Genomic DNA, 13125 nt, shown 5'->3' with positions numbered 1-13125 from the left:
AGATCCGCGTGTACGCCATCGTGCGCAGCGGTGGTCGCCAGCACAAGGTTGCTGTCGGCGACATCGTCGAGGTTGACAAGATTTCCACCGCCAAGGTCGGCGACACGGTCGAGCTCTCGACCCTGCTCGTCGTGGACGGCGACGCCGTGACCAGCGACCCGTGGGTGCTGGCCGGGATCAAGGTCCAGGCCGAGGTCGTGGACCACCACAAGGGCCAGAAGATCGACATTCTGCGCTACAAGAACAAGACCGGCTACCGCCGTCGTCAGGGCCACCGCCAGCAGTACACGGCGATCAAGGTCACTGAGATCCCCGCGGCTGCGAAGTAAGGGACTGAGGAGAGATGGCACACAAGAAGGGCGCATCGTCCACCCGCAACGGTCGTGACTCCAACGCTCAGCGCCTCGGCGTGAAGCGCTTCGGCGGTCAGGTCGTGAACGCGGGCGAGATCCTGGTCCGCCAGCGCGGCACCCACTTCCACCCGGGCGCCGGTGTCGGCCGTGGCGGCGACGACACGCTGTTCGCGCTGCAGGCCGGTTCGGTGCAGTTCGGCACCCACCGTGGCCGCAAGGTCGTGAACATCGTTCCGGTCGCCTGACCGGACACTTTCGCGAGGCGGACCTCACTTCCCCGACGGGAAGCGGGTCCGCCTTTCGCGTGTTACCCAAGAGACAACCCCGTAGTAACTGGAGGCACATTCCATGACCACCTTCGTGGACCGCGTCGAGCTGCATGTCGCCGCGGGTAACGGAGGTCACGGCTGTGCCTCCGTCCATCGCGAGAAGTTCAAGCCGCTCGGCGGCCCCGACGGCGGCAACGGCGGACGCGGCGGCGATGTGATCCTCACCGTCGACCAGTCCGTGACCACCCTGCTCGACTACCACCACTCGCCGCACCGCAAGGCCACCAACGGCAAGCCCGGCGAGGGCGGCAACCGCTCCGGGAAGGACGGCCAGGACCTGGTGCTGCCCGTGCCGGACGGCACCGTGGTGCTCGACAGGGCGGGCAACGTCCTCGCCGACCTCGTCGGCCACGGCACCTCCTACGTCGCCGCCCAGGGCGGCCGCGGCGGACTCGGCAACGCCGCCCTCGCCTCGGCGCGCCGCAAGGCCCCCGGGTTCGCGCTGCTCGGCGAGCCGGGCGACCTGCGCGACGTCGTCCTGGAGCTGAAGACCGTCGCCGACGTGGCCCTCGTGGGCTACCCCAGCGCCGGCAAGTCGTCCCTGATCTCCGTGCTCAGCGCCGCCAAGCCGAAGATCGCCGACTACCCGTTCACCACGCTGGTGCCCAACCTCGGTGTGGTCACCGCCGGTTCGACCGTCTACACCATCGCCGACGTCCCCGGCCTGATCCCCGGCGCCAGCCAGGGCAAGGGCCTCGGCCTGGAGTTCCTGCGCCACGTCGAGCGGTGCAGCGTGCTGGTGCACGTGCTGGACACCGCCACCCTGGAGTCCGACCGCGACCCGGTCTCCGACCTCGACGTCATCGAGGAGGAGCTGCGGCAGTACGGCGGCCTGGACAACCGGCCGCGGCTCGTCGTCCTCAACAAGATCGACGTGCCCGACGGCAAGGACCTCGCCGACATGGTCCGCCCCGACCTGGAGGCGCGCGGCTACCGCGTCTTCGAGGTGTCCGCCGTGGCCCACACCGGCCTGCGCGAGCTGTCCTTCGCGCTCGCCGACCTGGTGGCCCAGGCGCGCGCGGCCAGGCCGAAGGAGGAGGCGACCCGCATCGTCATCCGCCCCAAGGCGGTCGACGACACCGGCTTCACCGTCACCCGCGAGGAGGCCGGCGGCGAGCTGGTGTTCCGGGTGCGCGGCGAGAAGCCCGAACGCTGGGTGCGCCAGACCGACTTCAACAACGACGAGGCCGTCGGCTACCTCGCCGACCGGCTGAACCGCCTCGGCGTCGAGGACGCGCTGATGAAGGCGGGCGCCCGCTCCGGCGACGCCGTCGCCATCGGCCCGGAGGACAACGCCGTGGTCTTCGACTGGGAGCCGACCGTCACCGCCGGCGCGGAGATGCTCGGCCGCCGCGGAGAGGACCACCGCTTCGAGGCGCCCCGCCCGGCCGCCCAGCGCCGCCGCGACCGCGACGCCCAGCGCGACGAGGCGGAGCGGGAGTTCGACGGCTTCGAGCCGTTCTGACGGACCGCGCCCCGCGCACACCAGAAGGGCCCGTTCCGAACGGAACGGGCCCTTCCTTGTGGCCGTGCGGCCGGTGCTCCGGCCGGGGCGCTCAGTTGCCGGGCGTCCGGCTCAGGTCCGCCCCGAAGAGCCGCAGCAGCCGCTCCTCCACCACCGGGGTCAGGGCCTCGACGTAGGCGTCCGCCAGGTGGCCGTAGTCCCGGTACACCAGGGTGTTGCCCACCACGACCGGGCAGTTGCCGGACGGGGCGCAGACCCAGCCGGAGGGGTCGATGACCGCCACGTCCTCGGCGGCCGCCGCCTTGCGGATCGCCTTGGTCACCGAGGGCTGCTTGTCGGACTCGGACAGCGTGTTGGCGCACTCGGACAGGTCGTCCGGGTTGGCGACCGCGCAGTCCACCGCGTTGTTCTTCGGCCAGGGGTTGTCCAGCAGCGTGAGCACGCGGGTGCGGCCCTGCTGGAGGATCCGGTACGTCTCGGCCTGGCCCTCGCCCCACTCGGTGGCGGTGTCGCCCTCGCCCCACAGCTTCGCGGAGTTGGAGCTGGAGGTGACGACCAGTTCGGGCTCCATCGCGCGGATCTTCTCGATGGTCACCTCACGCCAGTCGTCGCAGGACGAGTACGGGCCGTTGTTGTAGGCGATGGTGATCTGGGAGACCTTGCAGGCGTTCTTGGTGAACGAGTAGAGCTTCCAGTGGTGCTTGCGGGCGATCGCGTCGAACGCCGGGAACCACTGGGCGACGTGCGAGTCGCCGAACAGCACCACGCTGCGGTCGCCGTCCTTGTCGCCGTACAGGCACGGCTGCGTCTGCTTGTCCTCCGCCATGGTGAGCGCGCAGTCGTCGTTGTAGACCGCCGTCCGCTTGTACGCCACGTCGTGCACGTTCGGCGAGAGGTTGGACGGCATCTTGTCCGCCGGGTTCTGCAGCAGCCGGGTCAGCGCCGCCTGCGGGTCCGGCGACTGGGCGATCGCCTCCTTGGTGTTCTGCTGCGCGCCGCCCGACGACAGGCTCGGCGGGAACTGCACGGCGACCAGCGCGGCCGCCGCCGCGACCGCCGACAGCCCCAGACCCAGCGACAGGCCACGGGCCGCGTGCGCCTTGAACGCCCGGTGGAACCGCATGGGGTCCTCGACCAGCTTCAGCGTCAGCCAGGCCAGCACCAGGCCGCCCAGGGCGGCGATCAGCCGCAGCGGGCCCTCGTGCTCGCCGAAGCCGGCGGCCGCGGGCACGATGACGATGAGCGGCCAGTGCCACAGGTACCAGGCGTAGGAGACGCCGCCGACCCACACGGCGGGCCGCAGCGACAGCACCAGGCCCGCGCCGTACCGGCCGCCCGCCGCGCCGCCGGCCAGCACGGCGGCCGCGCCGAGCACGGGGATCACGGCGTTGTGGCCGGGGAAGACGGTGTGGTCGTCGAAGGCCACCGCCGCGTAGGCGATGGCGGCCAGGCCGGCCCAGCTGAGGACCGCGGCGACCGGGCGCGGGATGTCGTCCAGCCGGTGCGCCACCAGCGCCAGCAGGGCGCCGACCGCCAGCTCCCAGATGCGGCCCTGAGAGCCGAAGTAGGCCCAGGACGGCGACGTCTCGGTGAGGTGCAGGTTCACGGCGAAGGACGCGGCGGCCAGGGCCAGCAGCGGGATCGCCAGCAGGGCGCGGCGCCGGAAGATCTTCAGCGCCACGATCAGCAGGATGGGCCAGATCAGGTAGAACTGCTCTTCCACCGCCAGCGACCAGAAGTGCTGGAACGGCGACGGCGGCACGTCCGTGTTGAAGTAGTCGGTGCCCGAGTCGGCCAGCCGGAAGTTGACGACGTACCAGGCGGAGGCGATGGCGTCCTTGGCGTACTCCGCGAACCGCAGCGGGCCCAGGAACAGCCACGACCCGGCCAGCGTCGCCATGACGACCAGCGTGGAGGCGGGCAGCAGGCGCATGGCCCGGCGGGCGTAGAAGCGGCCCAGCGAGATCCGGCCCTCGCGCTTCCACTCGCGGAGCATCAGCGAGGTGATGAGGAAGCCGGAGATGACGAAGAAGACGTCCACGCCGACGAAGCCGCCGGCCAGGGACGACACGCCCGCGTGGGCGACCACCACGAGCGTCACCGCGACCGCGCGCAGTCCCTGGATGTCCAGCCTCAGTCCGGCGCCGCCCGCCGCGGGGGCGGGCCGACCGCCGGACGGCGGTGCGGGGGAGTCACCCCGTGTGCGGGGGACGGACGGGGCACCATCTGCTGACGGCCGCGGTGGGGACGCGAGATCGCGGGCGGACAATTCGGGGATCTCCTTGTTCGTGGAGCATCTGCGAGACATGAGAAGTCTGCGACACGGTCCGGGGCCAGGCGCCGCCGGGACCTGCTGACGCCGGTGATCGACGCGGAGTCAGACGCTCGAGCGTATCTCCGCCCGGCCGGGATCCGTCGCATCTTCTGTCGCATTGTCGTAACAAGTGACTCAGGAACGCCCACAGGCGGTCACCCGGTGTTCCGGCCGGATTCCGGGGCACGTCTGTGCCCCGTCCTCCGCGCCGGGCGGCCTTCTCCTTCTCAGACCAGCGTGGCCTGCTCCGACGGGCTGGCCGTCTCGGACTTCATCTCGGCCTCCAGGCGGTCGTACCGGGCCATCGTGCGCTGGAAGGCGCGGGTGGCCAGCAGCAGGCGGTAGACGACCAGCACCTCGAAGGCGAGGAGCAGGGCGCCCGCGGCGACCGTCGGCCAGAAGACCGAGTTGAGCAGCGGCGCGACGATGAAGATCGTCATCTGGAACTCGATGCCGCTGAACAGATGGATGCGGATCCGGTGGCTGACGAGGAAGTCGCGCAGTCGCACGTACCCGGGCAGGCGCGTGATGAACGTCTTGGCCGGGGGCACGACGTGCGCGGGAGCCGGCGCCGAGGTGACGGCCGTGGAGGGCTCGCTGCCCGTCGGCTGGGCGGGGACCCTGGCGGTGCCCTTCACCGGGGTGTCGTCGGCCTCGTCGTCCGAGCCGTTGTCCTGGGACGGGTCGATCAGGCCCAGTTCCTCGGCGCGCTCACGCTGGCGCCGCCGCATGTTCAGGCGGACCTTCCATATCTCCAGGGCGTCCATGTAGCGGAGCATGTCGAGGAACACCACGGCCACGGCGAGCCATATGTAGGTGACGTCCTCCGTCCGCTGGTACTGCCCGCCCATCAGGGCGATGGCGCAGACCAGCACGCGGACGCGGTCGAAGATGTAGTCGAGCCAGGCGCCGAACGCCGAGCCCTTCCCCGTCAGACGGGCGAGCTTCCCGTCCATGCAGTCCAGGATGAAGCTGACGTGATAGACGACGGCTCCGGCGACCAGCCACTGCCAGTCACCCTGGGCGAAGCAGGCCGCGGCCCCGAGTCCGAGCACCAGGGCGGCCCAGGTGATCTGGTTCGGGGTCACCCGTGTCCACATGGCGGTCCAGCGGACAAGAGGGGTGGCGACGGGATCGACCAGGAGAACGGTCCACCAGGCGTCTCGCTCTTTTTCCGTGAGGCGGCGGACTTCGGGGAGGGAAGGTACACGCATGACCGTAAGTCTGCATGCTCGCCCGAACACTCTGCGCTCAAACGTGAGTGTGTGCTACGTCACGAATGTGATCGCCGAGCGACCGGGAACGGCCGGAATCTCAAGAGGGATGGATAAGTCCGAAGAATACTTATATGGGAGATGTAAGGGCCGGAATTGACGGTAGCAAACGCGAGCGACGATCGTGTGAACTCCGCCCGTCGTGGCGGCCCATGTCATCGAACAGGAATGTGACGGCGTTGCTGTAAACTTCCCCCCTGCGGCTTGACCCTGGAGGAGCCTCGAGCGCTCCGCGTGTGGCGCCGTATGGGGGTACAGCGCTCGTTGCCGCCGGTCGCCTTGATGCCCCCATCATGTAGGCCACGTCGGGACTCGCCGAAAGGTTTGGGATTGAAGTGAGTGTGCGTACCCGCATCGGAAGCAGTCTGAAGTCGCGCACCAAGAGCGCGATGCAGGCGCAGAAGCGCCGGGCGTGGTTGTTGCGGGTCACGCGGCAGCGGCAGGGCCTGTTGCGCTCCGACGCGGGTGTGCGTCAGGTGTCGTTCGACGGTGAGCCGCTGTGGGGGCGGGTGGTCGACGGATTCACGGCGGCCGGCGCCGCCGCGGACAACCTGGCTCTGGTCGCCGACGCGCTGGAGCGCGCGGAGATCTCGTACTTCGTGGTGCCGGGTGTGTCCCGGACCTCGTGGGCGCTGGGTGTGCGTGAGGCCGACCGTGAGGCGTTCCTGAAGTCGATGCGGGAGCTGTACGCGGGCACGGTGGTGTTCGCGGCGCGTCCCCGTCCCGGCGGTGTGTCGGACTTCTCGCTGTTCGCGGACGAGGCGTGGCCGAAGTCGCTGTCGTCGGCCCCGGTGATGCGGTTCGGCGTGGTGCGTCTGGGTCCTGCCGGTCAGGTCCTCGGCGGTCCGCAGCTCGGCTGCGACGTGGAATTCTGGCAGGACGGCGCCGAGGTGCTCGCGGGTCCGCAGGCCGAGGCGGAGCTGGCGCGTGTGTCGCCGCAGGCTTCCGCCGACGTGCTGGCCGACTCCCTGGTCGCCCCCCGGCGCAACCGGATATCGGACGTCATGCCGACCAGCGAGCAGAAGTCCGCGAAGATCACGGTCCAGGGCCGCGACTACCCGACGTTCGCGCCGTTCACCGTGACCACGGTGGAGGACGTGACGTTCCCCATCGACGTCGTCTACACCTGGGTCGACGGCGAGGACCCCGAGCTGCGCGCCAAGCGGCAGAAGTACAAGAGCGAGGGCGTTCCGGCGATCCTCGACAAGGAGACCAACGAGTCCCGCTACACCAGCCACGACGAGCTGAAGTACTCGCTGCGGTCGCTGGAGATGTACGCCGGCTTCGTGCGCCACATCTACATCGTCACCGACGGCCAGACCCCGGAGTGGCTGGACGCCGACGCGCCCGGCATCACGGTCGTGGACCACAAGGACATCTTCCCCGAGGGCGTCCTGCCGGTGTTCAACTCGCACGCCATCGAGACGCGGCTGCACCACATCCCGGGCCTGTCGGACCACTACCTGTACTTCAACGACGACGTGTTCGTCGGCCGCAGCGTCACCCCGCAGCACTTCTTCTACGCCAACGGCATCGCCCGCATCCCGTTCTCGCCGCTCAAGGTCGGCGTCGGGCAGCCGCACGGCGGCGAGACCGCGACCAACTCGGCCGGCAAGAACGTGCGCCAGCTGCTGATGAAGGCTCACGACCGCTTCATCACGCACAACTTCATGCACACCCCGCTGCCGCAGGTGCGGTCGGTGCTGCAGGAGCTCGAGGAGATGTTCCCCGAGGAGGTCGGCCAGACCATGCGCTCGCGCTTCCGGTCGCCCGACGACATCGCGATGACCGCGTCGATGCACTACAACCACGCGTACATCACCGGCAAGGGCGTCCCCGGCAAGTTCCGCTTCCGGTACGTCAACATCAGCCGTGAGGACGCGGACCGCCGTCTCGAGGGCATCCGGGCCAAGCGCAACTACGACTTCTTCTGCCTCAACGACGTCGACGTGCCGCCGGAGCAGCGCGAAGAGGTCACGGCCCGCATGTTCTCCTTCCTGGAGGAGTACTTCCCCTTCCCGAGCTCCTTCGAGAAGGCATCTGAAAGCACCTCCTCCGGGAAGCGTTGATGGCACCGGCCTCGCGGCGGATCCGCCGGCTGGCGCGCCGAGGACTCGGCGTCGGCCGCAAGGTGCGCGACCGGGCCTCGGCGGTACGGCTCACGCGGCAGCGGCAGGGTCTGCTGGGGTCCGACGCGGGTGTGCGTCAGGTGTCGTTCGGCGGTGAGGCGCTGTGGGGGCGGGTGGTCGACGGGTTCACGGCGGCCGGCGCCGCCGCGGACAACCTCGGACTGGTCGCGGACGCGCTGGAGCGCGCGGGGATCTCGTACTTCGTGGTGCCGGGTGTGTCCCGGACCTCGTGGGCGCTGGGTGTGCGTGAGGCCGACCGTGAGGCGTTTCTGAAGTCGATGCGGGAGCTGTACGCGGGCACGGTGGTGTTCGCGGCGCGTCCCCGTCCGGGCGGTGTGTCGGACTTCTCGCTGTTCGCGGACGAGGCGTGGCCGAAGTCGCTGTCGTCGGCCCCGGTGATGCGGTTCGGCGTGGTGCGTCTGGGTCCCGCCGGTCAGCTGCTCGGCGGTCCGCAGCTCGGCTGCGACGTGGAGTTCTGGCAGGACGGCGCCGAGGTGCTCGCGGGTCCGCAGGCGCAGGCGGAGCTGGCGCGCGTGTCGCCGCAGGCCTCGGCGGACGTACTGGCCGACTCCCTCGTGGCGCCGCGCCGCAACCGCATCGCCGATGTGGTGCCGACCGCGGAGCAGACGCCCGCGAAGGTCACGGTCGGCGGACGGGACCACCCCACCTTCGCGCCGTTCACCGTGACCACGGTGGAGGACGTGACGTTCCCCATCGACGTCGTCTACACCTGGGTCGACGGCCAGGACCCCGCGCTGCGCGCCAAGCGCCAGAAGTACCGGGGCGACGGAGACGCCGGCATCGCGGCCCGCGAGGTCGGCGAGTCCCGCTACACCAGCCACGACGAGCTGAAGTACTCGCTGCGCTCCCTCCAGATGTACGCCGGCTTCGTGCGGCACGTGTACATCGTCACCGACGGCCAGACCCCGGAGTGGCTGGACGCCGACGCGCCCGGCATCACGGTCGTGGACCACAAGGACATCTTCCCCGAGGGCGTCCTGCCGGTGTTCAACTCGCACGCCATCGAGACGCGGCTGCACCACATCCCGGGGCTGTCGGACCACTACCTGTACTTCAACGACGACGTGTTCGTCGGCCGCAGCGTCACCCCGCAGCACTTCTTCTACGCCAACGGCATCGCCCGGCTGCCCTTCTCCACGTACCAGATCGGCGTCGGCGACCCGCACCCGCAGGCATCCGCCCCCAACTCGGCCGGGCGGAACGTGCGCAGGCTGCTGGAGGAGACCTACGGGGTGTCCATCACCCACAAGTTCCTGCACACCCCGCACCCCCAGCGCCGGGACGTGCTGAACGACCTGGAGCGGGACTACCCGGAGGCGATCGAGCGGACCATGAGGTCCCGGTTCCGGTCGATCGAGGACGTGGCGCCGGCCGCCTCCTTCCACCACCACCTGGCGCTGCTCACCGGCCGCGCCGTCCCGGCGAAGTTCACGTACCGCTACGTCGACGTCGGCAAGCCCCACCTGGAGGAGCGCGTCGAGTCCCTCAAGGCGCGCCGCGGCTACGACTTCTTCTGCCTGAACGACGTGGACACCGCCCCCGAGCGCCGGGAGTACGTGCGCTCCTACGTCCACGACTTCCTGGAGTGGTACTTCCCGTACCCGAGCTCCTTCGAGCGCGCCTGACCTCCCGACACCACGCCCGGGCCGCGTCGGGGCCCGGGCGTCGTCCTGCCCGGACGGTCACCCCCGCGTCGGCGTCCCGGACGGGACCCCCGCGGCCGGGGACACGGTGTGCGGCACCCGCTCGCGCCGCTGCCCCGGCAGCTCCGCCGGACGGCGCCCCGGCACCCGTAGCCGGTGCTCCAGCGCCGTCTCGCCCAGCGCCCGCACCGCCCCCGCGAACCGCTCCTGGGACGAGGGCTCCGCCGGGCCCAGCAGCCGGGCCTTCAACGCCGCCCGCGCGCCGGCCAGTCCGTCCTTCTCCGGGTGGCGGACCGTCTCCAGCAGGGCCGGCACCCCCGACGCGTCCGGCGTCAGGATCACCGCCGCCGCCACGGTGGGGAAGGCCGCGCGGAACTCCGCCTCGGACATCCCGCCCGTGTTGGCCACCGCGTACGGCTTGCCGCTCGCCAGGAAGTCGCTGATCACGCTCGACACATCGCTGATCAGCAGGTCGGCCGCGTCGAAGCAGGAGTACAGCGAGGGCCGGGCGTCCACGACGACCTGGTGCTCCCCCTCCGGCAGCGACGCCCAGTACGCCGCCTCCCAGGCCCGCGTCGCCCGCGCGACCGCCTCCGCGCGGCCCGGCGGGGGAGTGGACTGGACGAGCATCCGCTCCGCCTGGTCGGCGCCCTCCCGGAACTCCGCGGCGGTCAGGCGGTCCAGCTCGGCGGTGCGGGCGGCCAGCTCCTTCGACGGGGCGGGGCGCGGACCCGAGCGGGCCCGGTTGGCCGCGCGGATCAGCTCCCGGACGCGGCGGTCCGCGGCGCCGGCGCGCGGGTCCACCGAGCCGGTCAGCGGGTGCGGCTTGTACAGCAGCCGCACGCCCGGATCCGCGAGCAGCGCCCGCACCAGGTTCTCGCCGGCCGCGATCACCGAGGTGTTGCCCGGGTCGCCGTCCCAGCCCTCCCAGGTCGGCGCGTACAGCACGGTCGTGTACGCGCCCGCCGGCGGTCCCGCGTACGGCCGGACCGCGTCCAGCTGCGGGCGGCCGATCTCCACCACGTCCTTGTCCTCGACCCCGACCTCGGCCAGCGCGTACCGCTCGCGCGCCGCCGGACCCGCGACCCACACCTCGTCGTACGCCTTCGCGTAGGGGTTGCAGGAGGACAGCTTGTCGCTCTCCCCGTGGTTGACGAAGGCGTGCTTGATCGTGGGGATGCGCAGCACCTGCGAGGTCTTCCCGGAATTGGACGGGTGGATGAGCACCTGGAGCGTGGAGTGCTCCAGTCGCATCAGCGTCGGCACCTTCGGCAGGCACACGATCGGGATGTCGGTCGCCGGGATCCGCGACACCATGAACCGCTCGCGCAGCACGATCAGCGGCCGGCCGTCCAGCCGGGCCAGCGGCTCCAGCCACATGCCCGCCTGGTAGGCGGAGGACGGCCCGCCGGAGAAGTACAGCCCCACCGTGGGCCGGTACTCCGCCAGCCAGGCGTCGAACCAGGCGAGCACCTCCTGCTCGCCGGCCGGCCGCTTCCCGGGCAGCAGCCGCAGCGACAGCGCGACCAGACCGCCCAGCGCGAGCGCCAGCGACAGGCCGATCCCGGCCGCCGCGCACCGCGGGTCATCCGTCACCGCGGTCGCCGTCAGCCCGGCCGTCGCGGGCAGCCCGAACACCAGCAGGCGGTGCCCGGGGCGGCGCAGCAGCGCGGGCGGGGCGGGGGACAGGCGCAGCGCGGAGGCGTCGATGTTGCGGGTCACCACCGGCAGCGTGCGGGTGCGGCGCACCAGCACGGACACCGCCTGGATGGCGCAGTGCAGGGCGTAGCACAGCAGCAGACCGGCGAGCAGGGGCGCGTACTGCGTCTCGCGGTGCTGCTCGCCGAGCCGCAGCAGGCCCACCACCAGCAGCAGGTCCCGCAGCACATGGCGGACGGTGACGTCCGCGTGCGCCTTGGCGAACAGCGCCGGCACCCCCCGCTGCCAGCGGTACAGCACGCCCTCGACGGCCAGCGAGAGGGCGGTGGCGGCCAGCAGCAGCGGCACGTGCGGGGCCAGCGCCGCCACGGCCTGCACCACGTAGGCGCCGCCCAGGACGGACGCCGTGAGGAGCGTGGCGAGCGCGGGGCGGCCCTGCGCGCGGAGCAGCGGGAGGCGGGGCCGGCGGATACCCGCCCTGAACCGCCGACGGGACGTGGGTAGGGGCACTGCGGTCACTCCAGGGTCGTGAGGGACGTGCGCTGGCTTAACGGCCGCCGGCCTCCGGACGACACGCGCGTGTCGCGGGGCCGCCGCCCAGGGGCCGTCGCGAGGCCGGCGGGCCGCGTCCGGCGCGGTGTCCGGAGGCTGGACCGCCCGGCGTCCTTCGATGCGCTTCGCGTAGATTGCCTGCCGGGCGGAACGATCGACGTGAGGGAGCGACGGCAAGGTGGCAGGGGCACGGCAGACCGTGGGCGAGGCGCGCAGGATCGTCGTCAAGGTCGGCTCCTCGTCGCTGACCACCGCGGCGGGCGGGCTGGACGCCGACCGTGTGGACGCGCTCGTGGACGTTCTCGCCAAGACCAGGAGCGGCGGAGAGCGGGAGATCGTCCTCGTCTCCTCCGGCGCCATCGCCGCAGGACTCGCCCCGCTGGGACTGCGCCGCCGCCCCCGCGACCTGGCCCGCCAGCAGGCCGCCGCCAGCGTCGGCCAGGGCCTCCTCGTCGCCCGCTACACCGCCTCCTTCGCCCGCTACGGCGTCCGCGTCGGCCAGGTGCTGCTGACCAGCGACGACATGAGCCGCCGCGCCCACCACCGCAACGCCTCCCGCACCCTGGACAAGCTGCTCGCGATGGGCGCCCTCCCGGTCGTCAACGAGAACGACACGGTGGCCACGGACGAGATCCGCTTCGGCGACAACGACCGCCTCGCCGCCCTCGTCGCCCACCTGGTCCGCGCCGACCTGCTGGTGCTGCTGTCCGACGTGGACGGCGTCTACGACGGCGACCCGTCCCGCCCCGGCACCTCGCGGATCGCCGAGGTCAGGGGAGCCGAGGACCTCGCCCACGTGGAGATCGGCAGCGCCGGCAAGGCGGGCGTCGGCACCGGCGGCATGGTCACCAAGGTCGAGGCCGCCCGGATCGCCGCGGCCGCGGGCATCCAGGTGGTGCTGACCAGCGCGGTCCACGCGGCCGAGGCGCTCGGCGGCGGCGACACCGGCACCTACTTCCACCCCACCGGGCGCCGCTCCGCCGACCGGCTGCTGTGGCTCCAGCACGCCTCCACCCCGCAGGGCTCGCTCACCCTGGACGACGGCGCGGTGCGCGCGGTCGTGGAGGGCCGCAAGTCGCTGCTCCCGGCCGGCATCGCGGGCGTCGAGGGCGACTTCAGCGCGGGCGACCCGGTGGAGCTGCGGGACCGGGAGGGACGCGCGGTGGCCCGCGGGCTCGTCAACTTCGACGCCAAGGAGATCCCCCTCCTGGTGGGCCGCTCCACCCGCGAACTCGCGCGGGAGCTCGGCCCCGGGTACGAACGCGAAGTCGTACACAGGGACGATCTCGTGGTCCTGCATCCGTAATGCCCCAAAACGTCGGCCCTCGGTGGTGGACGTTCCGCGAAACCGCCCCGCGATCCGCGACGGCCTGCTCAACTTTGTCC

The 13125-nt window shown here is 71.5% G+C and carries 9 protein-coding genes; 6 read left to right on the top strand and 3 right to left on the bottom strand.

Annotated features, from left to right (window positions below; translation table 11 throughout):
* Positions 1 to 8: 8 nt before the first annotated feature.
* From rplU to obgE, 3 genes are all read left to right on the top strand, one after another.
* Positions 9 to 329: a 50S ribosomal protein L21 gene (gene rplU / locus ACP7TJ_RS10655; RefSeq protein WP_004931419.1), complete on the top strand. Its 321-nt coding sequence runs from the start codon at positions 9 to 11 to the stop codon at positions 327 to 329.
* A gap of 14 nt (positions 330 to 343) precedes the next feature.
* Positions 344 to 598, top strand: coding sequence for a 50S ribosomal protein L27 (gene rpmA, locus ACP7TJ_RS10650; protein WP_010041940.1), 255 nt, complete (start codon positions 344 to 346; stop codon positions 596 to 598).
* A gap of 103 nt (positions 599 to 701) precedes the next feature.
* Positions 702 to 2147 (top strand): GTPase ObgE, encoded by a 1446-nt coding sequence (obgE, locus tag ACP7TJ_RS10645; RefSeq protein WP_093764850.1) that lies wholly within the window; start codon positions 702 to 704, stop codon positions 2145 to 2147.
* A 91-nt stretch (positions 2148 to 2238) separates the two neighbouring features.
* Here the strand turns inward: obgE and ACP7TJ_RS10640 are convergent, their stop codons facing one another.
* Together ACP7TJ_RS10640 and ACP7TJ_RS10635 are read right to left on the bottom strand one after the other, a co-directional pair.
* Positions 2239 to 4455, bottom strand: a complete 2217-nt coding sequence (locus tag ACP7TJ_RS10640; protein ID WP_427762924.1) for an acyltransferase family protein — start codon at positions 4453 to 4455, stop codon at positions 2239 to 2241.
* A 233-nt stretch (positions 4456 to 4688) separates the two neighbouring features.
* Positions 4689 to 5549, bottom strand: a complete 861-nt coding sequence (locus ACP7TJ_RS10635) for a CDP-alcohol phosphatidyltransferase family protein (protein WP_093764861.1) — start codon at positions 5547 to 5549, stop codon at positions 4689 to 4691.
* A gap of 575 nt (positions 5550 to 6124) precedes the next feature.
* Between ACP7TJ_RS10635 and ACP7TJ_RS10630 the strand changes: the two genes are divergently transcribed.
* Positions 6125 to 7804: a stealth family protein gene (locus ACP7TJ_RS10630; RefSeq protein WP_427767321.1), complete on the top strand. Its 1680-nt coding sequence runs from the start codon at positions 6125 to 6127 to the stop codon at positions 7802 to 7804.
* Positions 7804 to 9510 carry a stealth family protein gene (locus ACP7TJ_RS10625; RefSeq protein ID WP_266397033.1) on the top strand — a complete coding sequence of 569 codons (1707 nt, stop codon included), beginning with the start codon at positions 7804 to 7806 and terminating at the stop codon, positions 9508 to 9510. The genes ACP7TJ_RS10630 and ACP7TJ_RS10625 overlap by 1 nt, the downstream gene beginning before the upstream one ends.
* Before the next feature lie 57 nt (positions 9511 to 9567).
* On the opposite strand, the gene ACP7TJ_RS10620 is transcribed toward ACP7TJ_RS10625, so the two are convergent.
* A complete protein-coding gene (locus tag ACP7TJ_RS10620; RefSeq protein WP_427762921.1) occupies positions 9568 to 11697 on the bottom strand; it encodes a hypothetical protein in 2130 nt (709 codons plus the stop codon).
* A 241-nt stretch (positions 11698 to 11938) separates the two neighbouring features.
* Between ACP7TJ_RS10620 and proB the strand changes: the two genes are divergently transcribed.
* Positions 11939 to 13045, top strand: coding sequence for a glutamate 5-kinase (proB, locus tag ACP7TJ_RS10615; protein ID WP_167743268.1), 1107 nt, complete (start codon positions 11939 to 11941; stop codon positions 13043 to 13045).
* Positions 13046 to 13125: the final 80 nt, after the last annotated feature.

The sequence above is a fragment of the Streptomyces sp. DSM 41931 genome (assembly GCF_050271085.1).
Classification (GTDB): Bacteria; Actinomycetota; Actinomycetes; order Streptomycetales; family Streptomycetaceae; genus Streptomyces; species Streptomyces albogriseolus.
Note: the sequence above shows the minus strand (reverse complement) of the source record. Positions and strands in the feature narration are given on the sequence as shown.

Excerpts from the sequence above, each read along its gene's own strand:
- rpmA (WP_010041940.1), top strand. The coding sequence starts at position 344 with ATGGCACACAAGAAGGGCGCATCGTCCACCCGCAACGGTCGTGACTCC.
- obgE (WP_093764850.1), top strand. The coding sequence starts at position 702 with ATGACCACCTTCGTGGACCGCGTCGAGCTGCATGTCGCCGCGGGTAAC.
- ACP7TJ_RS10640 (WP_427762924.1), bottom strand. The coding sequence starts at position 4,455 with ATGTCTCGCAGATGCTCCACGAACAAGGAGATCCCCGAATTGTCCGCC.
- ACP7TJ_RS10630 (WP_427767321.1), top strand. The coding sequence starts at position 6,125 with ATGCAGGCGCAGAAGCGCCGGGCGTGGTTGTTGCGGGTCACGCGGCAG.
- ACP7TJ_RS10625 (WP_266397033.1), top strand. The coding sequence starts at position 7,804 with ATGGCACCGGCCTCGCGGCGGATCCGCCGGCTGGCGCGCCGAGGACTC.